The sequence below is a fragment of the Pseudomonas sp. AC112 genome (assembly GCF_979253545.1).
This window is the reverse complement of the sequence record NZ_CEEDCM010000001.1, coordinates 4,570,174-4,591,424: the sequence shown is the minus strand read 5'-3', so window position 1 is coordinate 4,591,424 and position 21,251 is coordinate 4,570,174. Positions and strand designations below refer to the sequence as shown.

The window sequence follows — 21,251 nt, the reverse complement described above, 5'->3', positions numbered from 1 at the left end:
ACTTGGGTACTGGGTCGGGGATGCGTTGGGATGAAGCCGCTACTCCTCAGGCTCGGGCAAAGGCCACGGCTTTCTCGAACTGCTCGGGAGTCGGACGCACGCCGGTATAGAGCACGAACTGTTCCAGGGCCTGGATGGCGATCACCTCCAGGCCTGTGATCACCCGCTTGCCCTTGGCACGGCCACGCACGATCAGCGGTGTTTCGCTGGGGATCGCTACTACATCGAACACAGTCTCGGCAGAATCCACCGCATCGGCATCAAACGCGAGCGCATCCGCCTCGGCGCCACCGGTCATGCCAATGGGTGTGACGTTGATCAGCAATTGAGGGCGCAAGTCGCCCAGTTCGGCCTGCCACTCATAGCCCAGGTTTTGCGCCAGTGCGCGGCCTGCCGCCTCGTTGCGCGCCACTATGACGCCATTGGCGTAGCCGCCATCACGCAAGGCACTGGCCACGGCCTTGGCCATGCCGCCACTGCCGCGCAGGGCGAAGGTCGAGTCTGTCGGCACCGCGTGCTTTTTGAGCAGTTGTTCAATGGCGATGTAGTCGGTGTTGTAGGCCTTGAGGTGCCCATCGGTGTTGACGATGGTGTTCAGGGAGTCGATGGCCTGGACCGAATCGTCGAGTTCGTCCACCAAGGCAATGGCAGCCTCCTTGAACGGCATGGAAACCCCGCAACCGCGTACGCCCAGCGCGCGGATACCACCGATCGCGCCGGGCAAATCCTGGCTGCTGAAGGCTTTATAGTAGAAGTTCAGACCCAGCTGTTCGTACAGGTGGTTATGAAAACGCAGGCCAAAATTCCCGGGGCGCGCCGACAGAGACATGCACAGTTGGGTGTCTTTGTTGGGGTGCATCTGCATGGGTAGCTCCTTTGAGTAAGCAAATCGGTACAGACCTTACACAACCTTTACCTAGCGGCTGTGCTGTTTTTTAGAAATACGTTGTCTTAAAAGTATCCCCGCGACATTACTTGAGTCTATTGATGACAGACCACAAGCGCTGGGGCTAACCGAGGAATGACCATGATTCGTACAATCCCCAAGATCGCCTTGCTTGTTGGCGCACTCGCTATGGCAGGCCAAGCCTCCGCCCACGGTGGTGGTTGGGGTGGCCCGGCCGTATTGGGTGCTTTAGTCGGCGCCGCAGTCGTGGGCTCCGTGGTTGCCAGCCAGCCGCGTGAGGTCTATGTGCAGCAGCCGGTGTATGTGCAACCGCAGCCGGTGTATGCCGCACCGCCGCCGGTCTACTACGCACCGCCGCCACCGGTGTATGTGCAACAGCAGGTTTATTATCGCCCGGCGCCGGTCTATTACGGCCCACCCCGTGGCTACTACGGCCCTCCCCACGGCTACTACGGTCGCGGCTGGTAACAACGCTTCTGGAAACAGGCCCCGCAGGTTGCGGGGCCTTTTTTTGCCTGAAAAGTCCGGATTTACAGCGCCAAGGTCGCTTTGAGGACACTGATCGAGCCGAAATCGCACATCATCAACACCAATGTCTACTTGCCCGAACAGGCCTCGCGCTGTCATGTTTGTGTCACGACATACTTCCACTATCGATCCTGTCCACCCAATAACAACAAGGACGACTGACCATGCCCACGCAAAACCCGCACCGCACCGCCGGCCTTTGTACATCCAGCAAGGTCTACAACGCCCTGACCGAGCTCAAGCACCTGGAAGGCCACCGCAGCGCCAAGTTCCTCGCGCTGCTGGCGGAAAACCTGGTGCGCAAGGGTTTGGTCAGCGAGCAGGAAGTGGTGAACATGCTCGATCAGGTGGTGGACTGACGCCTCGCGTCGATGTCGACTATCAAGACAGGTGATTTTTCCTACGCAGGCCCAACCCGTAAGGTGACCCCCATAGCAATTGGAGGTCCTTATGCCCACTGTTCAGATCATGTCCGTCATCGGCAGCGCCGTCCCCGCCCGTCTTCGGGAGTCGGGTTTACTCGCCTGCTGGTACCTGGTGCGCGATGGCGAAGCCATCAGCGGCCCGCTTACGTCCTTGTCGGCCGCTGAAAAACAACTGCAACAGGCCTCGAACTTCAGGCTGCATGCCTGAGGTTCAGGGTAATGGCAACTTGACTCGCGGCTTGCTCTCCACGAACAACGCCCAGCTGGACATGAACAACGCCGCCACCAGTGGCCCGATCACGAAACCGTTCAAGCCAAACACCGACAGGCCGCCCAGGGTCGAGATCAGGATCAGGTAGTCGGGCATCTTGGTGTCCTTGCCCACCAAAATCGGGCGCAACACGTTGTCCACCAGGCCGATCACAAACACGCCAAACAGCGCCAGCACCACGCCCTGCCAGATCGAACCGCTCAACAGGAAGTAGGCGGCCACTGGCCCCCACACGATCCCCGCGCCCACCGCCGGCAACAATGACAGAAACGCCATCAGCACCGCCCAGAGCAACGCACTGGGGATATCCAGGAACCAGAAGATCAACCCGCCCAGCGCGCCCTGGGTCACGGCCACTAGCACGTTGCCCTTGACCGTGGCACGCACCACCCGGTTGAACTTGAGCTGCAACCGGCGCTTCTGCGGCTCGGCCAACGGCACCGCCGTGCGCACCTTGCGCACCAGTTCCGGGCCATCGCGCAGCAAGAAGAACAGCAAATACAGCATGATGAAAAAGCTCACCAGGAAATCAAACGTGCCCTGGCCGAAGCTGAACGCCTGGGTCGCAAAGAACTGGCTGCCCTGCATCGCGCTCTTGACGATTTTCTCGCGCAAACCTTCCAGGTTGCCCATGCCAAAGCGGTCCAGCAGGTGCTGGAAGTACGGCGGCAACACATTCTTGAATTGCTCGATATACCCCGCCACGTCCAGCTTGCCGCTTTCCACGTTCTTATAAAGCGTAGCGCCCTCTTGCACCAGCAACGCGCTGGTGATGATCACCGGCAGGATCGCAATGATCAGGCAGGCGCTCAAGGTGGCCAGGGAGGTGAAGTTGCGGTTCCAGCCAAAGCGCAGCTGCAGGCGACGCTGCATCGGGGCAAAGATGATGCCGAGGATCACCGCCCAGAACACCGCGCCATAGAACGGCAGCAGTATCCAGATAAAGGCGACGGTCACCAGGCCCAGCAGCAACAGCAGGGTTTTGAATTGCAGGTTGGTTTGATTCATGTCCGGTCCATGTCAGAAAAGCAGAGGGCCCATGTAGGCCCTGTTGCTTAGTCCGCAGCGAAACCTGGGAGTGCCCCTGGGTTATCGAACAAGCATAGACCGCCTCACTTGAGCGCCTTGGCCTCATTCAGCAGCGTCTGGATCATCTGCTCCTGCGCCTCGTACCGTCCTTCGCCAAAGTGGGTGTAGCGCACTTGCCCGTTGGCGTCGATCAAGTAATGGGCGGGCCAGTACTGGTTGTCGACGCTGCGCCAGATCGCATAGTTGTTGTCGATAGCCACCGGGTAGGTGATACCCAGCTTGCGCACCTGGTCCTTGACGTTGCCGATGATGCGCTCATAACCGTATTCCGGGGTGTGCACGCCGATCACCACCAGCCCGTCCTGGGCGTACTTTTCCGCCCAGCGCTTCACGTAGGGCAGCGTGTGCTGGCAGTTGATGCAGTCGTAGGTCCAGAAATCCACCAGGACCACCTTGCCTTTCAAGGATTCGCGGGTGAGTTCGGGTGAGTTGAGCCACTCGACTGCACCGGCCAGCGCGGGCATGGCGCCCTGTGCGTTGGCGCGTGCCGGATCGGCCTTGACCTTGCTCACCACGTAGTCCACGACTTTGGGCACGCTGTCGAGCAGGCCTTGTTCCAGGCTGCCGAGGCCTTCGGACGATGTGCCGGCAAGCAAGGTTTTATCGGCACCGGTAGAAATCACCACCGCCGCCGCCAGTACCGCCACCCCTGCCCCACGGCGCAACCAACCGGTGACCGGGATCGACGCCTTGAGCCGATTGACCAGGCTGCGCCCGGCAACCATCAAGGTGCCCAGGGACAACGCACTGCCCAGCCCATAGGCCACCAGCAACAGGCTGGTCTGGGCATTGGCGCCTTGCAGCATCGCGCCGGTGAGGATCACCCCCAGGATCGGCCCTGCGCACGGCGCCCACAGCAGGCCGGTGGCGACACCGATCAACAGCGATGTGAGCGGGCCTGGCTGCCTACGGTGGTCGGGGTCGATGCGGTTGCCCAGCAGCACGAACGGCCGCGCCAGCCAGGCGCCAAGCCGCGCCGAGATCAACGACAGCGCAAACAGCACCATCACGACCAGCGCCACGTGACGGCCGGTGTGACTGGCCTGCGCCACCCACTCACTGCTGACCACTGCCAGGCTGGACACCAGCGCGAAGGTCAGGACCATGCCGCCGAGTGTCAGCAGGATCGCACGACGGGTTCGGCCAACGCCGGCGAACAGAAACGGCACCACCGGCAGGATACAAGGGCTGAGGACGGTCAGGATGCCGCCCAGGAATGCGATCAGTAGCATGATGTTCACCTTATGGCCGCAGGGACTCAGTTATCACCAATGCAGCCGTCGCCGAACTTGAGGTAATCCAGCACCTGGGTCTTGTCGTGGGAGTCCAGGTAGGTCATGCGCGCGTTCACCACGCCACAGGCGGGCGTGGGATCCTGGCTCACGGCTACAACGCGCTTGATGTCCAAGTGAGTGCCGTAGGTGTAGGTGTGCGCAGTGGCCGTGGCTTCGGCGCGGGCCGACAAGGTGCAGATGTTCAGGGCGGCAAACAGGCAGGCGGCGTAGATAGCTTTAGTGTTCATGGCGGTAGGCTCCAGGTTTCAATGACGAGAGGCGATGGGACTCGTTGGAACCAATTAGATGCTCCGGAGGTATCGCGCCTGTGTCGAAAACCCGCGCGGGTAAATCCATACGTATCCAGCCTGCCTGCCGATACACAGCGATACAAAAAGCCCAAACGACGACCTGGATCAATAAACCGCCAGCGCTGCTCGGCTACCTTCGCGACCTTTTGCGACCTGTGCCCATGCCACCCATCCTCGCCCCCGAACTGCTCGCCCCCGCCGGCACCCTGAAAAACATGCGCTACGCCTTCGCCTATGGTGCCGATGCGGTGTACGCCGGCCAGCCGCGCTACAGCCTGCGGGTGCGCAACAACGCGTTCGACCATGCCAACCTGGCCCTGGGTATCCAGGAGGCCCACGCCTTGGGCAAGCGTTTCTACGTGGTGGTCAACATCGCGCCGCACAACGCCAAGTTGAAGACCTTCCTCAAGGACCTGGCCCCGGTGATCGCCATGGGCCCGGATGCGCTGATCATGTCCGACCCGGGGCTGATCATGCTGGTGCGCCGGCACTTCCCGCAGATGCCTATCCACCTCTCGGTGCAGGCCAATACGGTGAACTGGGCCAGCGTGGAGTTCTGGCAGCAGCAAGGGATCTGCCGGGTGATCCTGTCGCGGGAATTGTCCCTGGAAGAAATCGACGAGATCCGCCAGCAAGTGCCCGCCATGGAACTGGAAGTATTTGTACACGGCGCCTTGTGCATGGCCTATTCCGGGCGCTGCCTGCTCTCGGGCTATATGAACAAGCGCGATGCGAACCAGGGCACCTGCACCAACGCCTGCCGCTGGAAGTACCAGGCGACGCCGGCGGTGGAAAACGCCACGGGGGATATCGTCCAAACGTTCCAGCCGGAACCGACCCTGGGCATCGGTGCGCCCACCGACCAGGTGTTCCTGCTGCAAGAAGCCAACCGCCCCGATGAACAGATGCCCGCCTTCGAAGACGAGCACGGCACCTACATCATGAACGCCAAGGACCTGCGCGCGGTGCAGCACGTGGAGCGCCTGACCCACATGGGCGTGCATTCGCTGAAGATCGAAGGCCGCACCAAATCGCACTTCTATTGCGCGCGCACCACCCAGGTGTATCGCCAGGCCATCGACGATGCGGTGGCCGGCCGCGCCTTTGATCGTACCCTGATGACCGACCTCGAATCCCTGGCCCAGCGCGGCTACACCGAGGGCTTCCTGCGTCGGCATGTGCACGATGAATACCAGAACTACCAGAACGGCAGTTCGGTATCGGAGCGCCAGCAATTCGTCGGCGAGCTGACCGGCGAGCGCCGGGCCGGACTGGCCGAGGTCAAGGTAAAGAATCGTTTCGCCGTGGGCAATCACCTGGAATTGATGACGCCCGCCGGCAACTTTCACTTTGACCTGGCCACCTTGCACAACGCCAACGGCGAGGCCATCGACGTGGCGCCGGGGGATGGGCACACCGTGTATGTGCTGCTCCCGGCCGAGCTGGACCTGCGCTTTGGCCTGCTGATGCGCGACGTCTAACGGGTCGCCGCGCAGAACCTGTGGATCGCCGCGCATGCCTGGCGCAACGACGCCTCATCCAGGGCGTAGGCGATCCGCAGGTAAGGCGCCAGCCCGAACGCGCTGCCGTGCACCACGGCCACATTGGCCTCGTCGAGCAGGGCGAGGGCCACGTCTTCGTCGGTGTGCAGCCGCTTGCCGGCGGGCGTGGTGCGCCCCAGCAAGCCGGCGCAGGACGCAAAGGCGTAGAACGCGCCGTCCGGTCTGATGCAGGCCAAACCGGGCGCAGCGTTCAGCAACGACACGACCAGGTCGCGACGCTGCTCGAAGACCCCGCGCGACTGCTGGATAAAGTCCTGCGGGCCGATCAGTGCGGCGATGGCCGCGTGCTGGGAAATCGCGCTGGCGCCTGAGGTCTGCTGGCCCTGGAGTTTTTCCATCGCCTCCAGCAACCAACGCGGGCCGGTGGCGAAGCCGATGCGCCAGCCGGTCATGGCGTAGGCCTTGGACACCCCGTTCATCGTCAGTACCCGAGGCGCCAGGCGCGGTTCGACCTGGGCCAAGGTGTGAAAAACCTGCCCATCGAACACCAGGTGTTCGTAGATATCGTCGGCCAGCACCAGCACATGGGGATGCTTGAGCAGCACCTGCGCCAGGGCCCGCAACTGCGGTTCGCTGTACACCGCCCCGGTGGGATTGGACGGCGAGTTGAGGATCAGCCAGCGGGTACTGGGAGTGATTGCCTGGTCCAGCGCAGCCGGTGTCAGTTTGAAACCGTCTTCGGCCGCGCACGCCACGATCGTCGACGTGCCGCCGCACAGTTCGACCATTTCCGGGTAGCTGACCCAATACGGCGCCGGCACGATCACTTCATCGCCTTCGTTCAGGGTGGCGGCCAGTGCGTTGTAGATCACATGCTTGCCGCCATTGCTGACGAGGGTGTCCTGCCAGGTCACGTCCAGGCCGTTTTCGCGGCGGAACTTCTGCGCCACCGCCTCGCGCAAGGCGCGTACGCCCGCCACCTGGGTGTAGCGTGTATGACCGTTGCGGATCGCCTCGATCCCGGCCTCGCGGATATGTGCCGGGGTGTCGAAATCCGGCTCTCCCGCGCACAACGAAATGATCGTTACCCCCTCGGCCCGGCGGGCGGCGACGCGGTCGATGATGCGGTAGGTGGCAGACGGTTGCGCCTGGGCCAGGCGCTTGTTCAACGTATTCACGCGCCCTTCCTCTGCAGCGTGTGGTACCCCAGGGCTTCACGGGCCTGCTTGAGTGTCTTGCCGGCCTCGATCTGCGCACGGATCTGCGACTCCACTGCTTCGATCTGCCGCGCGGCCTGCGCCACTTCGGCGGCACGCGCGCGAGGCACCACCAGCACGCCGTTGGCGTCGGCGACCACAATGTCCCGCGAACACACGCGAGCACCGCTGATTGCCACCGGCTGGTTCACCGACAGCACCTCGACGCGATCCTTGCCGGTGCGCATGTAGCGGCCACGGGTGAACAGCGGGTAGCCATCGCCCAGGGCTTTGCTGACGTCGCGGCACACGCCGTCGATCACCGTCGCGGCGATGCCGCGCGCGCCGGCGTACTGGGTCATGATGTCGCCCCACACAGTGCAATCGGTGCGCCCGCCGTTGGCGATCACCACCACGTCGCCTGGCCGCACGTCTTCAATAAAGTCGCCCACCGAACCCGGCGGGCTGTTGGCCGGTACGTATTGCACGGTAAACGCCGGGCCCACCACGGTGCCGCGATAATTATCCAGCGGGGCGATACCCAGGCATTGGCCGGCAATGCCCAGCTTGTCCATGGCGTCCGAGACGCCGGGGGTGTCCAGCCCTGCAAACAGGGCAACCAGTTGTTGATCGTTCATCGGGCAGGCTCCACGCGGATGGCTTCGAATTGGCTGTCATGCATCACATCGGCGACCGAGCGGCCGCTGCGCACGGCATCGACCATGCCGGCTTCACGCGCGGCGATGCGCTCGCCCAGGTCGAGCACTGGCTCGATCAGCGCAGCGGGAATGAACACCGTGCCGCAGCGGTCGGCGATCACGTAGTCGTCTTGCGCAACCTCGACCCCGCCCACGCAAAGGGTCACACCGGCATCGACCTGCACCACGCGATTGCGCGCGCTGATCATGGTCACGCCACGGCCATACACCAGGTAGCCAATGGACGCGCTGCCGTCGATATCGCGGCTGGCACCGTCAATCACCGAACCTCGGATACCCTTGGCCACGGCGGCATTGGCGATGATGTCGCCCCAGCACGAGATCCCCTCCAGGCCGCCGGCGATCACCAGCACGCGGTCATCGGTGGTGATTGCGTCAATCACTGGGGAAATCAGGTGCGCGGTCGGCGTCGCGTCAGTCTTGGGCGCCAGCTTGACGGTACTCGCCCGGCCCACCACTTTGGGGCAGTCCCACAACGGCAGGATGCCCACCACCGCGCCTGGCAGTTGCAGGAAGTCCAGTGCGTCGGAAACCGTATTGGTGTCGAGTGCAGCCAGGCGCTGAAGCGGGTCGGCAAGGTCGGCAAGTGACATGAGATTAGCCCCTGTTTTGGTTGGGGCTCAAGTCTCACAAAGGGGCTGTGATCGGTATATTCGTATTAACGTTAGGCCAACATACGCCCAAGCTATGGTTGATCAGATCCGGAACTGGCCGACCAATTGCCCCAGGCGCTGACCCAGGTCCGCCAGGCTGCGGGAGGTCTGGGCACCCAATTGGGTCTCATCGGCGACGCTGTCCACCGCCACGGCAATCTGGTGCACGCTGCGGTTGATCTCTTCGGCCACGGCGGTCTGCTCTTCGGCGGCGCTGGCGATTTGGGCGTTCATCGAATTGATGGTGCCAATCAGCTGCGCCATGGTGTCCAGGGACGCTCCGGCTTCGTTGGCTTGAGCCGAAGTGCCGTCACCGGCGTCGCTGGAGCGGCGCATGGCATCCACGGCGGCTTCGGTGCCTTTTTGCAGGCGGTCGATCATGCCCTGGATTTCCTGGGTGCTGGTTTGCGTGCGGCTGGCCAGGGCGCGCACTTCATCCGCCACTACCGCGAAACCACGCCCGGCCTCCCCTGCCCGCGCGGCTTCGATGGCGGCGTTGAGCGCCAGCAGGTTGGTCTGTTCGGCAATGGAACGGATCACGCTGAGCACACTGACGATGGAGGACACGTCCTGCTGCAAGCTATCGAGGGACACGCCACTGCTGCGGATGTCGTTCACCAGCGCATGGATCTCCGCGATGCTGCCGTCCACCACGCGCTTGGCGGCCTGGCCTTCGGCGTCAGTTTGCTGGGCCGCCACCGACGCGCCCTGGGCACTGCGCGCCACTTCCTGGGCGGCGGAAGACATCTGGTTGATCGCGGTGGCGACCTGGTCGGTTTCGTGGCGCTGACGCTCCATGGCCTGCTCGGAGCGCTGGGCCTGGTCGGAGACCTGGCTGACCAGGCCGGTGAGTTGGGTGGTCATCTCGGTGATCTGGCGCACCAGGCCGTGGATCTTGTCGACAAAACGGTTGAACGCACCGGCAAGGTCGCCCAGTTCGTCCTGGCTGGTGATGGCCAGGCGGCGGGTCAAGTCACCTTCGCCGGCGGCGATGTCGTCGAGGTTGGCTTTCATCAGGTGTAACGGACGCAAAATGGTATTGGCCAGCAGCATGCCGACGGCGGCAATCACCAGCAGCACCACCACGGCCACCCCGAGGATGCTCAGCAGCACGCCTTCCATGCGTTTTTGCACCTTGGCTTCGACCACCGCCACCTGGGCTTCAATGCCATCCAGGTTCACCGAGGTACCGATGACCATGTCCCACTTCGGCAGGTATTCGGTGTAGCCCATCTTGGGCACCAATTCGGTCTGGCCCGGCTGGGTCGAGCTGTATTGCAGGTAGTGGGTGCCGTCCTTGCCGACCTTGACCAGGTCACGGTTGACGTACACGCCGTTGGGGTCGCGGTTGTCCTTGAAGCTCTTGCCGACGCCATCGGGGCTGTTGCCCTTGAACAGGCGGATGGTCTCGGAGTCGTAGCCGAAGAAGTAGCCGTCCTTGCCGTAGCTGGTGTTGGACAGCAGCTTGACCACCTGGGCGCGCGCGGCGGTGTCACCGGGAGCGGCCGCGTCGTAGAGCGGCTTGATGGTGGTCATGGCCACTTCGACGTAGCTTTGCAAAGTGGCCTTGGCGTCATTGAGCAGGCGCTGGCGGGTTTCTTCCACTTCGTTGCGGGCCTGGCCCTGCAGGATCCACACGGTGGTCAGGCTGATGACCACGGCAAACAGCAGCACCGGCACTACGGCGAGGGACAGGACTTTGGCCTTGAGGCTCAGACGCATGGCTTTTCTCTCTCTTATTAGTGGCGACCTGAGAGTTTATCGGCCAGTTGCCAAATACCTGTAGGAGCCGGCTTGCCGGCGATTGCGGTCTCATGGACGCCATCGCCGGCAAGCCGACTCCTACAGCGCGCGGGGTGTCAGAGGGTCATGGCGGCCAGCCAGCCGAATGCCAGCAGCGGGAGGTTGTAATGCAGGAACGTCGGTACCACGGTGTCCCAGATATGGTGGTGCTGGCCGTCGATATTCAGGCCGGAGGTGGGGCCGAGGGTCGAATCCGAGGCGGGCGAGCCGGCGTCGCCCAAGGCACCGGCCGTGCCGACGATGCACACGATGGCCAGCGGGCTGAAGCCCAGTTGTACACACAGCGGCACAAAGATCGCGGCCAGGATCGGCACCGTGGAAAACGACGAGCCGATGCCCATGGTCACCAGCAGCCCCACCAACAGCATCAGCAGCGCCCCTACCCCACGGCTATGGCCAATAAAGGCCGCCGAGGTTTCCACCAGCGAGCGCACATCGCCGGTGGCCTTGAGCACTTCGGCAAACCCTGACGAGGCGATCATGATGAAGCCGATCATCGCCATCATCTTCATGCCTTCGGTGAACAGGTCGTCGGTGTCGCGCCAGCGCACGATGCCCGACACCGAGAAGATCAGGAACCCGGCCAGGGCGCCGATGATCATCGAGTCCAACCACAACTGAATGATGAACGCGGAGGCAATCGCCAGGCCGGCCACCAGCAGGGTCAGCGGGTTGTACTGCACGGCCACCTGTTCGACCCGCTCGATTTTCTCCAAGTCGTACACGCGTTTCTTGCGGTAGCTGATAAAGACCGCCACCAGCAGGCCGACCACCATGCCCAGCGCCGGCAGGCTCATGGCGTGGGTGACGTTGACCTGGCTGATGTCCACGCCGCTCTTGGCCACGTTGGCCAACAGGATCTGGTTGAGGAAGATATTGCCGAAGCCCACCGGCAGGAACATGTACGGCGTGATCAGGCCGAAGGTCATCACGCAGGCGATCAGGCGGCGGTCCAGTTGCAGCTTGGTCAGCACGTACAGCAGCGGCGGCACCAGCAACGGAATGAACGCGATATGGATCGGCAGGATGTTCTGCGAAGCAATCGCGACCACCCACAGCAGGCCGATCAGCAGCCATTTGACGTGGCTGCCGCCGGTGGCTTCCTGGCGGTCCACCAGCAGCAGGGCCTTGTCGGCCAGCGCGTGGGCCAGGCCGGACTTGGCAATCGCCACGGCGAACGCGCCGAGCAAGGCGTAGGACAACGCCACCGTCGCCCCCCCGCCCAAGCCGCCATTGAAGGCTTTGAGCGTGGCCTCGATGCCCAGGCCACCGCTAAGGCCGCCCACCAGGGCGCCGACGATGATGGCGATGACCACATGCACGCGGGACAGGCTCAGCACCAGCATGGTGCCGACCGCAGCAATGACTGCGTTAATCATGGTTACCTCAAGCAGAAACATAAAAAACAGGCATGCCCGCGCCCAGGCGGCCATCGGGTGGCAACCAGCGTGCAGGCTTGAAGGAGGTCTTATTAGAGGGCGCGCACTTTGCCGGACGCAGGTTCACATGTCAAAAAACGAACCTTGTAGTGAGCGAGCTTGCTCGCGCTGGGCTGCGCAGCGGCCCCAAAATCAAGGGGAGCGCTGCGCACTCCAGCGCGAGCCAGCTCGCTCACCACAAAAGCAGGTTTAAATTGATCGTTTGAATAAAGAAAATTCGGCATCGGCCGATAACCAGCTTCTATGTGTTTTCAGGTAAGGATGTACCGATGTCGCTTAGGCAGCTCTCCATTCAATGGAAAATCACCCTGCTCGCCGGCCTGTGCCTGCTGGGAATCGTGACCCTGCTGGTGGGTCTGTCGTTGTATCGCATGGAGCAGAGTTCACAGCAGGTCAAGGCCTCCAGTATGCAGATGCTGGATGAAGCCGCCCAGGCGCGCATCGAGGCCCAGGGTGAAGTGCAGGCGCTGGGCATCCGCCGCCAGTTCATGGACGCCTATCAGTACGGCCATGGCTTTTCGCGCCAGGTGCTGTTCTTGCGCGAGCAGGCCGAGAAGCGCTTTCTCGACGCCTTCGACACCCGCGAAGACCTGACCCGCCAGGTCAAGGCCGCGTTGCAGGCCAACCCGGATCTGCTCGGCCTGTCCCTGGTGTTCGAAGCCAACGCCCTGGATGGCAAGGACGAACTGTTCGCAGGCCAGGCAGAGCTGGGCAGTAACGACAAAGGTCGCTTCGCCCTGTACTGGTCGCAACCGACGCCGGGCACGCTGACCTCGATGGCGCTGCCCGAAAGCGACATGTCCGACACCAGCATCAGCCCCAGTGGCGAAAAAGCCAACGCCTGGTTCACCTGCCCGCGCAGCACCTTCAAGCCGTGTGTGATCGAGCCCTACTTTTACACCATCAACGGGCAAAACGTGCTGATGACCAGCATCGTCTTCCCGCTGATGGTCAACGGCAAAGTCATTGCCTCGCTGTCGGTGGACATCAACCTCAACAGCCTGCAGGCGGTGAGCCAACAGGCCAGCCACAAACTGTATGACGGCCAGACCCAGGTCAGCATCCTCAGCCCCACGGGCCTGCTGGCCGGCTACAGCGCGGATGCCAGCAAGCTGAGCCAGCGCCTGGACCGGGTCGATACCGCCAACGGCGCGCAGTTGATCAGCGCCCTGGCCGGCAGTACACAGATCCGTAGCCTGCGCACCGACCATCAGCTCAAGGTACTGGCGCCGTTCGCGCCAATCCCGGAGGGCAAGCCCTGGGGCGTGTTGCTGGATGTACCAGAGAGCGTCCTGGTCGCCCCCGCCGAAGCACTGAAAACCCAACTGGATGCCGACAATGCCAAGGGCACCCTGCTGGAACTGAGCCTGGGCCTGATTGCCGCCGTGGTCGGACTGATCCTGGTGTGGCTGATGGCGCGTAGCGTGACGCGGCCGATCCTCGGCGTGGCGCACATGCTCGAAGACATCGCCAGCGGCGAAGGCGACCTGACCCGCCGCCTGGCCTACGACAAAAAAGACGAGCTGGGCCAGTTGGCCGGCTGGTTCAACCGCTTCCTCGACAAGCTGCAACCGATCATCGCCGAGGTGAAACGCTCGGTGCAGGACGCCCGTGGCACTGCCGACCAATCTGCCGCCATTGCGACTGAAACCAGCGCCGGCATGGAACAGCAATACCGCCAGGTCGATCAGGTGGCCACCGCCTCCCATGAAATGAGCGCCACCGCCCAAGACGTGGCCCGCAGTGCCGCACAGGCGGCGCAAGCCGCACGGGATGCCGACCAGGCCACCCGCGACGGCCTCACAGTGATCGACCGCACTACCCGCAACATCGGCGAGTTGGCAGCGGACATGAGCACGGCCATGACCCAGGTGGAAGGGTTGGCCGCCAACAGCGAGAAGATCGGCTCGGTGCTGGAAGTGATTCGCGGCATCGCCGAGCAAACCAACCTGTTGGCGCTCAACGCCGCCATCGAAGCCGCCCGCGCCGGTGAGGCGGGCCGTGGCTTTGCGGTGGTCGCCGATGAAGTGCGCAACCTGGCGCGGCGCACCCAGGAGTCGGTGGAAGAAACCCGCCTGGTGATCGAGCAATTGCAGAGCGGCACCGAAGAAGTGGTCGGCTCCATGGGCAACAGCTATCGCCAGGCCCAGGGCAGCGTCGAACAAGTTGGCCAGGCCGTGACCGCCCTGCGCCAGATCGGCGATGCGGTGACAGTCATCAGCGACATGAACCTGCAAATCGCCAGCGCCGCCGAAGAGCAAAGCGCAGTGGCCGAGGAGATTAACAGCAACGTGGCGACCATTCGCGACGTGACCGAGTCGCTGTCCGAGCAAGCGAATGAATCGGCACGGGTGAGCCAGGCGTTGAATAGCCTGGCGAATCAGCAGCAGGGATTGATGGACCAGTTCCGCGTGTAAAACGCACACCTGTCGGAGCCGGCTTGCTGGCGATGGGGCCTACACAACGTTGCCCCCCATCGCTAACCACGATGCGAAGCGAGCCGCTGTTGATCCTGCTCTTGATCTGGCTTTTGATCTAGCTTTTGACCTTAGGCGCCCCGTCAAACACGCTGGCCGGAATTCGACAGGGATTTGGGGGGTAAACCGGCAGGGATGCCGGTTTAGCCGCCCCGCGCCATGGATGGCGCGTGGCGGCGGCCCCCCAAATACCTGTCGGATTACGGGCACACCGAGCCTAGGCGAGGTGCCGAGTGTTGGGGCAAGAGCGTTTTGCTTACTTTTGCGCTTTTCAAAAGTGAGCCGCCGTAAGGGCGGAACCCATAGCAGCCGTTACCTAAATAACGGATATGTACCCGGTCAGATCCAACATCCAGGTCGGCTGTCAGGCCGCCTTCGCGAACCCCATTTCAAATCCTGCGCCGCCGACCAAGCTGAGGGATAGCCACCTGAGGCACCTCCACACGCCGCACCTGCGTCGCCGTCTGCGCAGCCAATTGCGCCAATGTCGGATAACTGAACACACTCCGCGCATCCACCTCCAACCCTGCCTTGCGCATCCGCGCCACCAGATTCACCGCCAGCAACGAATGCCCCCCCAACTCAAAGAAATGGTCATGCCGCCCCACCCGCTCCAGCTTCAACACCTGCGCCCACACCCCAGCCATCAACGTTTCCACCTCCCCAACCGGCGCTTCATAAGCACGACTTACCACCGACCCCAAGCCCGGCTCCGGCAAAGCCTTGCGATCCAGCTTGCCCGCCGGATTAAGCGGCAAAACCTCCAGTTGCACAAAAGCCGCCGGCACCATGTATTCCGGCAATTGCTCCAACACGTGAGCACGCAAGGCCTCCAGGCTCGGCGCCGGCCCACGCAAGGTGAAATACGCCACCAAGCGCTCATCGCGAATCAACACCGCCACCTCACGCAACGCCGGGTGCGCCGCCAAGCGTGCTTCGATCTCCCCCAACTCCAGGCGCACTCCACGCAGCTTGACCTGGAAGTCGTTGCGCCCAAGAAACGCCAGGCTGCCATCCGGCAGATAACGCACCAGGTCGCCGGTGCGGTACAGCCGGTCCCCCTCGACAAACGGGCTGTCGATAAAACGCTCGGCCGTCATCTGCTCCAGCCCGAGATAACCACGGGCAACCCCAACACCGCCGATATGCAACTGCCCGCTGACGCCCATCGGCACCGGCGCATCCTGTTCATCCAGCACATACAAGCGCGTGTTGTTGATCGCCCGGCCAATCGGCAATTGCAGGGCCGGCACCGGCGCGCCAGGCTCCAGGGTCCAGGCGCTGCTGTCCACCGTAGCTTCGGTGGGGCCATAGACATTATGCAAGCGCACCTTGGGCAAGCGCGCCTGCACGCCACGGGCCAGGGCTTCGGTGAGTTCGCCGCCGCCGCACAACACATCGGTGAGGCTGGTGCACAGCGCCGACGCCTCCAGCTCAAGGAATTGCTGCAACATCGCCGGCACAAACTTGATCACCGTGATCTGCTGCTCGCGAATCACCTGCGCCAGGTAGGCAGGCTCGCGATGACCATCGGGCCGCGCCAGGACCAAACGCATGCCATGGGTGAGCGGCCAGAATAGCTCCCACACAGACCCATCGAAGCTGAACGGCGCCCGCTGCAACAGCGCGCCGCCTTCGGCATTGGGGCAAAGCCTAGAACCCCAGTGCATCAGGTTGCCGAGCCCGCGATGCTCGATCATCACGCCTTTGGGCGTACCGGTGGAGCCCGAGGTGTACATGACGTAGGCCAGGTTGGCGACGCTCAAACCGGGCACAAGCGGGTTGCCGCTGGGTGCCTGGCTCCAGGCGCAGTGGTCGAAGTCGATCACCGGGATCGACACCTCGCCCGGCACGTCACGGGTAGCGGCGTGCACCAGCAACGCGACCGGTTGGCTGTCCTGAAGCATGTAGGCCAGGCGCTCGCGCGGGTAGCCAGGGTCGAGCGGCACATAGGCGCCGCCCGCCTTGAGGATGGCCAGCAGGCCCACCACCAGGTCCAGCCCGCGTTCGACGCACAGCGCGACGCGGGTGTCCGGTTGCACGCCGCGTTCACGCAGGTGGAAGGCCAGTTGGTTGGCGCGTTCGTTGAGTTCGCGGTAAGTCAGTTGCCGCTCGCCAGCCTGCACGGCCACGGCATGCGGGATTTGCCGCGCGTGGGCTTCGAACAGCGCCTGCACGGTGAGGTGCTCGGGGTAGTCCGTGGCCGTGGCGTTATAGTCCACCAGCAGGGTGTTCAGTTCGCTGGCGGGCAGTACCTGCACGTCACGCAAGGGGCTTTGCGGCATGTGTTCCAGCGCGTCCGCCAAGTTGACCAACGCGGTTTCGAGGTAGTCCAGCAGACGCTCGGCGCCGACCTGGCGCGGGGCCTTGGCCTTGAGGCGAAAACCGCTGGCGATGTCGTCCACGGTCAGCATCAGCGGGTAGCTGAGGATGTCTTCGCTGCTCAGCAAGGCAATGCCCGGTACCAGGGTCAGATCGCGCTCGGCGTCGGTGTGCCGGTAGTTGAGCAGGCTGTTGAACAGCGGCGACGCGCTGCTGCAGCGTTGGGCCAGCGCAAGGGAAGCTTGTTCATGGGCGAGCAAGGCGCTGAGCCGGGTGTGGGTGTCAACGAGGGCATCGGCCACCGTTCGCCCCGCCAGGCGCACCCGCAGCGGCAGGGTGTTGATGAACATACCCAAGGCCCGGTCGGCGCCCTCGCCCGCTTGCAAACGGCCGAGCAGCACGGTGCCGAACACCACATCATCGCGCCCCGCGACACGCCCAAGCACATGGGCCCAGGCCAGGTGGAACAGGCTGGCGGCGCTCACGCCGACCCCACGCGCCTGCGCACGCAGACGCTGGTTGAGGCTGTCGCTCAATACACGTTCGGCTTCGTCGGTGTGGGCGCGATCCGCCTGGCGTTCCTGCAGGCCGAACGCCAGGGTCGGCTCATCCACATCCCCCAATTGCTCGCGGAAAAACGCCTCATGCCCGGCCTGTCGCGCCGGCGAACGGGCTTGCACCACCACATTGCGATACGGCACCGGCGTAGGCAGTTGCGCCTGTTGGCCGAGCAGGTGGGCGCGGATTTCCTGCATCAGGAGCGTGGTCGACGTGGCGTCGTTGACCAAATGATGAAAGCGCAACCGGGCGACCCAGCGCGGGTGTGAAGGCTCTTCGGCATAGTCCAGGGCCATTAGCGGCGCCCGGCGCAAGTCCAGCGGTGCAGGGCCTTCGCGCAGCGGTTCGACGCGCAACGGCGCCTGGCGCCACACCACCTGCATCGGTTGCTCCAAGCCCTCCCACACCAGGCTGGTGCGCAGGATGTCGTGGCGATCGATCACCTGTTGCAGGGCCTGGGCAAACGCGTCCAACTGCTCGCGCCGGGCAAAACTGAACTGCGCCTGTTGCTGGTAGGGATCGTGCTCGTCGGTGAGGTGGTGGTAGAGCAAACCTTCCTGCAACGGCGCCAGCGGGTAGATGTCCTGCACATTGGCCGCGCCGCCCGGAATGCTGGCAGCGATGAGGTCACGGATGGCGGGGTCCGGTTCGGCCAGGTCCGTCTCGTCGGCCTCAGTGTATTCACTCGCCGCCGCCAAGGCCGCCAGGGTCGGCTGGCCAAACAGCACCTGCACATCGGCGCGCAGCCCGACCTGGCGCATGCGCTGCACCAGTTGCACCGCCAGCAGCGAATGCCCGCCGAGTTCGAAGAAGTGGTCATGTCGCCCCACCTGCTGCACGTGCAACAGCTCGGTCCATATCGATGCCACCAAGGTTTCCACCCCGGCGTGCGGCGCTTCATAAACGCGAGTGACGAAGGCGTCCTGGGTCGGTGCCGGCAGGGCCCTGCGGTCGAGTTTGCCGTTAGCGGTCAGGGGCAAGCCGTCGAGTTGCATGTAGGCGGCCGGCAGCATGTAGTCGGGCAACGAGGCTTGCAGGTGGGCGCGCAGGGCCTCGATCTGCACGGCTTCGCGCGGGACAAACCAGGCCAGCAATTGCCCCTCGCGCGCCTGCACCACGGCTTCCTGGATCTGCGGGTGGGTGGCCAGGGCGGATTCGATTTCACCGAGCTCGATGCGCACGCCACGGATTTTGACCTGGTCGTCATTGCGGCCCAGGTATTCAAGGTGGCCTTGCGGCAGCCAGCGCACCAGGTCGCCGGTGCGGTACAGACGGCCATCGCTGAAGGGGTCGTCCAGAAAACGCTCGGCGCTGAGGTCGGGGCGATTCAGATAGCCGCGCGCCACGCCCTGGCCACCCACATACAACTCCCCCGCCACCCCGATGGGCACCGGCCGCTGCTGCGCGTCCAGCACGTGCACACACGCATTGGCGATGGGCGCGCCGATATGCAGCGGCTCGCCCACGTGCATGCGGCCAGAGGTGGCGACCACCGTGGCTTCGGTGGGGCCATAGTTATTGATCACCGCGAAGGACTGCGCCTGGGGGAACGAACGCAGGCGGTCGCCGCCGATCAGCAGGGTGCGCAGGGTCGGGTGTTGCAGGCCCTGGCTAAACGCGTATTCGGCCACCGGCGTGGGCAGGAAGCACAGGTCCAATGGCTGCGCCTGCCACCAACCGAGCAGCGCGTCGATGTCTTCAGCGCCGTCATGGGCGGGCGGCAGGTGCAGCGTGGCGCCCACGCACAGCGCCGGCCAGACTTCCCAGGCCATCGCGTCAAAGCCAAAACCGGCGACACTGGCGGTGTGGTTGCCGGCGCGCAGGTCGAAGGCCTGGCAATGCCAGTCCACCAGGTTCGACACACTGTGATGCTCGACCATCACCCCCTTGGGCAAGCCAGTGGAGCCGGAGGTGTAGATCACGTAGGCGAGGTTGGAGGGGCTCACTGCGACACGGGGGTTGGTGCCCAGGTGGAAGGTCGGACGGTCGAGTTGGATCACCGGCACATTCAGCGGCGGCAGGCGCTGCAACAGGTCGTGCTGGGTCAGCACCACCACCGGCTCGCTGTCCTGCAGTAAGTAGTTGAGGCGTTCAGCGGGATGGGCCGGGTCCACGGGCACATAGCAGGCGCCGGACTTGAGAATCGCCAGCAAGCCCACCAGCGTGTCCAACCCGCGCCGCGCCAGGATCACCACGCGGTCGTCCGGCTGCACGCCACGCTCCAGCAGTTGATGCGCCAGGGCGTTGGCTTGCTGGTTGAGTTGCGCGTAAGTCAATTGCCGGCCCTGGTACACCGCCGCCGCCGTGTCCGGCGTGCGCTCGGCCTGGGCTTCGATGCGCGCGTGCAGGGTTTGCGGGTGCGCGTTGGGTTGGGCAGTGGCGTTCCATTGGTGCAACTGGGCTTGTTCGGCGGGCGTTACCAACGAAAAGTCGCGGATTTTCAGCGTGGTGTCTTCCAGCCCCTGCTCCAGCAGCCAGGTGAAGCGTTGCGTCAGCGCAAGCACTTCGTCGTGCTGGAAGTAGGCTTCGTTGTAGACGCAATGCAGGTACGCGGTGTCCTGATAGCGGTTGCTACGCAGGTGGATGGCCAGCGGCAACGGCTCATGGTGGTTGGACACCTTGATCGCACGGGCCTCGGTCGTGCCGTAGCGCAGTTCATGGTCGTCCTGCTCGTAGGACAACGACACGTCGAACAACTGGCCGCGATCGCTGCGGCGCAGGCCCAGCGCCCGGTTCATCTCACTCAGGGGGAACCGCTGGTGGCGGAAATCCTGCTTGAGCTGGTCACGCACCCCGCGCACCAAGGCGCTGAACGGCAACTGCTCATCGAACTGCAGGCGCACCGCGCTGACCTGGGTAAACAGCCCGACGGTGGAACGAAAGCGCGCATTGGAACGGTTGAGAATCGGCAGCCCCACGACCCATTCCTGGCGCTGGGCGGTGCGGGTGAAATACACATGCATCGCCGCCAGCAGCACATGAAACGCCGACGCCTGGTAACGGTTCGCCACGTGTTCCATGCGGTTGAGCAACGCGACCGGGAACGCTTGCAGCAGGGTATTGCTCGAGGCCTTGGCGGCGTGCCGTGGCGTCAGCAGTGGCTCCGGCAGTTGCTGGTATTTGTCCAGCCAATAGGCGCGGTCGCGGGCATAACGGGCCGAGGCGTGGTAGTGAGCATCCGCGTCGATGAAGTCGATATAGGACGGCGCCAGTGGCTCCGATTGGCGACCGTGTCCCAGGTCGGTGTACAGCCGGGCCAGCGACTGCAGCATCTGGCCGAAGCCCCAGCCATCGAGAATCAAGTGGTGGGCCTGGGTGCCGAGGCGGTAGTGATGGGCACTGAGCTTGACCAGGAAGAAGCGGAACAGCGGCGCGCCCCTCATCACAAAGGGCAAGGCCATTTGCGTTTGCATCAAGGCCTGGCTCGCGGCCTGAGGGTCGCGTGCTGCGGACACATCATGCAGCGCCAGGTCCACGGCCAACGTGGTAGCAAAGGACTGCCGGGGCAAGCCGTCGGCGTCGCTGTGCAGTTGCGTGCGCAAGGCGTCGTGCTTGGCCACCAGTCGCTCAAGGGCGCGCTGCATCAGCTCGGGATCGATGGCGCCGGCGAAATCCACATAGCCGCCGATGTTGTACAGCGGTGAGTCGCCCACACGCAGTTGGTCGAGCCAGATGTCCTGTTGGGCGGCGGTGAGGGGGAAGCTGGAGGAATGCTTCATAAGATCCTTCTCATGGAGGTCAGGCACTGGCCGCGCAGGGGCGCCCATTACGACGAAT

General features: G+C 63.7%; 15 protein-coding genes and 1 pseudogene. 5 read left to right on the top strand and 11 right to left on the bottom strand.

The window, feature by feature from the left end:
• Positions 1-46: 46 nt before the first annotated feature.
• Positions 47-865: a shikimate 5-dehydrogenase gene (locus AC0IYN_RS21415; protein ID WP_471843104.1), complete on the bottom strand. Its 819-nt coding sequence runs from the start codon at positions 863-865 to the stop codon at positions 47-49.
• Positions 866-1,021: 156 nt separating this feature from the next.
• Between AC0IYN_RS21415 and AC0IYN_RS21410 the strand changes: the two genes are divergently transcribed.
• The 3 genes from AC0IYN_RS21410 to AC0IYN_RS21400 all read left to right on the top strand — a co-directional run bounded on the left by AC0IYN_RS21410 (position 1,022) and on the right by AC0IYN_RS21400 (position 2,068).
• Positions 1,022-1,375, top strand: coding sequence for a hypothetical protein (locus AC0IYN_RS21410; RefSeq protein WP_012723373.1), 354 nt, complete (start codon positions 1,022-1,024; stop codon positions 1,373-1,375).
• A gap of 224 nt (positions 1,376-1,599) precedes the next feature.
• Entirely contained in the window at positions 1,600-1,794 is a 195-nt protein-coding gene (locus AC0IYN_RS21405) for a hypothetical protein (protein ID WP_068931762.1), read from the top strand.
• A 91-nt stretch (positions 1,795-1,885) separates the two neighbouring features.
• A complete protein-coding gene (locus AC0IYN_RS21400; protein WP_078047790.1) occupies positions 1,886-2,068 on the top strand; it encodes a hypothetical protein in 183 nt (60 codons plus the stop codon).
• A 3-nt stretch (positions 2,069-2,071) separates the two neighbouring features.
• Here AC0IYN_RS21400 and AC0IYN_RS21395 read toward each other — a convergent pair whose 3' ends face one another.
• The 3 genes from AC0IYN_RS21395 to AC0IYN_RS21385 form a co-directional block, all read right to left on the bottom strand.
• Positions 2,072-3,139: an AI-2E family transporter gene (locus AC0IYN_RS21395; RefSeq protein WP_406596274.1), complete on the bottom strand. Its 1,068-nt coding sequence runs from the start codon at positions 3,137-3,139 to the stop codon at positions 2,072-2,074.
• Positions 3,140-3,243: 104 nt separating this feature from the next.
• Positions 3,244-4,452, bottom strand: a complete 1,209-nt coding sequence (locus AC0IYN_RS21390) for a cytochrome c biogenesis protein DipZ (protein ID WP_471843100.1) — start codon at positions 4,450-4,452, stop codon at positions 3,244-3,246.
• A 26-nt stretch (positions 4,453-4,478) separates the two neighbouring features.
• Positions 4,479-4,742: a DUF2790 domain-containing protein gene (locus AC0IYN_RS21385; RefSeq protein ID WP_457239637.1), complete on the bottom strand. Its 264-nt coding sequence runs from the start codon at positions 4,740-4,742 to the stop codon at positions 4,479-4,481.
• 224 nt (positions 4,743-4,966) lie between these two features.
• On the opposite strand from AC0IYN_RS21385, the gene trhP reads away from it, so the two are divergent.
• The gene (gene trhP / locus AC0IYN_RS21380) at positions 4,967-6,286 is read left to right on the top strand and encodes a prephenate-dependent tRNA uridine(34) hydroxylase TrhP (RefSeq protein ID WP_457249015.1); all 1,320 of its coding nucleotides are present in this window, start codon (positions 4,967-4,969) and stop codon (positions 6,284-6,286) included.
• On the opposite strand, the gene AC0IYN_RS21375 is transcribed toward trhP, so the two are convergent.
• The 6 genes and pseudogenes from AC0IYN_RS21375 to AC0IYN_RS21350 form a co-directional block, all read right to left on the bottom strand.
• Positions 6,283-7,485: a pyridoxal phosphate-dependent aminotransferase gene (locus AC0IYN_RS21375; protein ID WP_471843097.1), complete on the bottom strand. Its 1,203-nt coding sequence runs from the start codon at positions 7,483-7,485 to the stop codon at positions 6,283-6,285. The two genes, trhP and AC0IYN_RS21375, sit on opposite strands and share 4 nt — an antisense overlap.
• Complete coding sequence (locus tag AC0IYN_RS21370) at positions 7,482-8,141, bottom strand: RraA family protein (protein ID WP_457239634.1); 660 nt, start codon at positions 8,139-8,141, stop codon at positions 7,482-7,484. Before AC0IYN_RS21370 ends, AC0IYN_RS21375 begins: the two co-directional genes overlap by 4 nt.
• Positions 8,138-8,815, bottom strand: a complete 678-nt coding sequence (locus tag AC0IYN_RS21365; protein ID WP_471843095.1) for an RraA family protein — start codon at positions 8,813-8,815, stop codon at positions 8,138-8,140. Before AC0IYN_RS21365 ends, AC0IYN_RS21370 begins: the two co-directional genes overlap by 4 nt.
• Positions 8,816-8,917: 102 nt before the next feature.
• Positions 8,918-9,673: a methyl-accepting chemotaxis protein gene (locus AC0IYN_RS21360; protein ID WP_471844813.1), complete on the bottom strand. Its 756-nt coding sequence runs from the start codon at positions 9,671-9,673 to the stop codon at positions 8,918-8,920.
• Positions 9,674-9,775: 102 nt separating this feature from the next.
• A pseudogene (locus AC0IYN_RS21355) lies at positions 9,776-10,597 on the bottom strand (cache domain-containing protein); the annotation flags it as partial.
• A gap of 137 nt (positions 10,598-10,734) precedes the next feature.
• On the bottom strand, positions 10,735-12,054 hold the full coding sequence (locus AC0IYN_RS21350) for a Na+/H+ antiporter family protein (RefSeq protein ID WP_178076901.1): 1,320 nt from the start codon (positions 12,052-12,054) through the stop codon (positions 10,735-10,737).
• A gap of 332 nt (positions 12,055-12,386) precedes the next feature.
• Here AC0IYN_RS21350 and AC0IYN_RS21345 point away from each other — a divergent pair, with 332 nt between their 5' ends.
• On the top strand, positions 12,387-14,534 hold the full coding sequence (locus tag AC0IYN_RS21345) for a methyl-accepting chemotaxis protein (protein ID WP_406596267.1): 2,148 nt from the start codon (positions 12,387-12,389) through the stop codon (positions 14,532-14,534).
• 449 nt (positions 14,535-14,983) lie between these two features.
• Here the strand turns inward: AC0IYN_RS21345 and AC0IYN_RS21340 are convergent, their stop codons facing one another.
• Positions 14,984-21,193, bottom strand: a complete 6,210-nt coding sequence (locus AC0IYN_RS21340; RefSeq protein ID WP_471843093.1) for an amino acid adenylation domain-containing protein — start codon at positions 21,191-21,193, stop codon at positions 14,984-14,986.
• Positions 21,194-21,251: the final 58 nt, after the last annotated feature.

Bases quoted from the DNA above. Each gene is read 5' to 3' on its own strand.
- AC0IYN_RS21360 (WP_471844813.1), bottom strand. From the start codon at position 9,673: ATGGAGCGTCAGCGCCACGAAACCGACCAGGTCGCCACCGCGATCAAC.
- AC0IYN_RS21370 (WP_457239634.1), bottom strand. From the start codon at position 8,141: ATGAACGATCAACAACTGGTTGCCCTGTTTGCAGGGCTGGACACCCCC.
- AC0IYN_RS21365 (WP_471843095.1), bottom strand. From the start codon at position 8,815: ATGTCACTTGCCGACCTTGCCGACCCGCTTCAGCGCCTGGCTGCACTC.
- AC0IYN_RS21400 (WP_078047790.1), top strand. From the start codon at position 1,886: ATGCCCACTGTTCAGATCATGTCCGTCATCGGCAGCGCCGTCCCCGCC.
- AC0IYN_RS21385 (WP_457239637.1), bottom strand. From the start codon at position 4,742: ATGAACACTAAAGCTATCTACGCCGCCTGCCTGTTTGCCGCCCTGAAC.
- AC0IYN_RS21395 (WP_406596274.1), bottom strand. From the start codon at position 3,139: ATGAATCAAACCAACCTGCAATTCAAAACCCTGCTGTTGCTGCTGGGC.
- AC0IYN_RS21345 (WP_406596267.1), top strand. From the start codon at position 12,387: ATGTCGCTTAGGCAGCTCTCCATTCAATGGAAAATCACCCTGCTCGCC.
- AC0IYN_RS21340 (WP_471843093.1), bottom strand. From the start codon at position 21,193: ATGAAGCATTCCTCCAGCTTCCCCCTCACCGCCGCCCAACAGGACATC.
- AC0IYN_RS21390 (WP_471843100.1), bottom strand. From the start codon at position 4,452: ATGCTACTGATCGCATTCCTGGGCGGCATCCTGACCGTCCTCAGCCCT.
- AC0IYN_RS21405 (WP_068931762.1), top strand. From the start codon at position 1,600: ATGCCCACGCAAAACCCGCACCGCACCGCCGGCCTTTGTACATCCAGC.
- AC0IYN_RS21415 (WP_471843104.1), bottom strand. From the start codon at position 865: ATGCAGATGCACCCCAACAAAGACACCCAACTGTGCATGTCTCTGTCG.
- trhP (WP_457249015.1), top strand. From the start codon at position 4,967: ATGCCACCCATCCTCGCCCCCGAACTGCTCGCCCCCGCCGGCACCCTG.
- AC0IYN_RS21410 (WP_012723373.1), top strand. From the start codon at position 1,022: ATGACCATGATTCGTACAATCCCCAAGATCGCCTTGCTTGTTGGCGCA.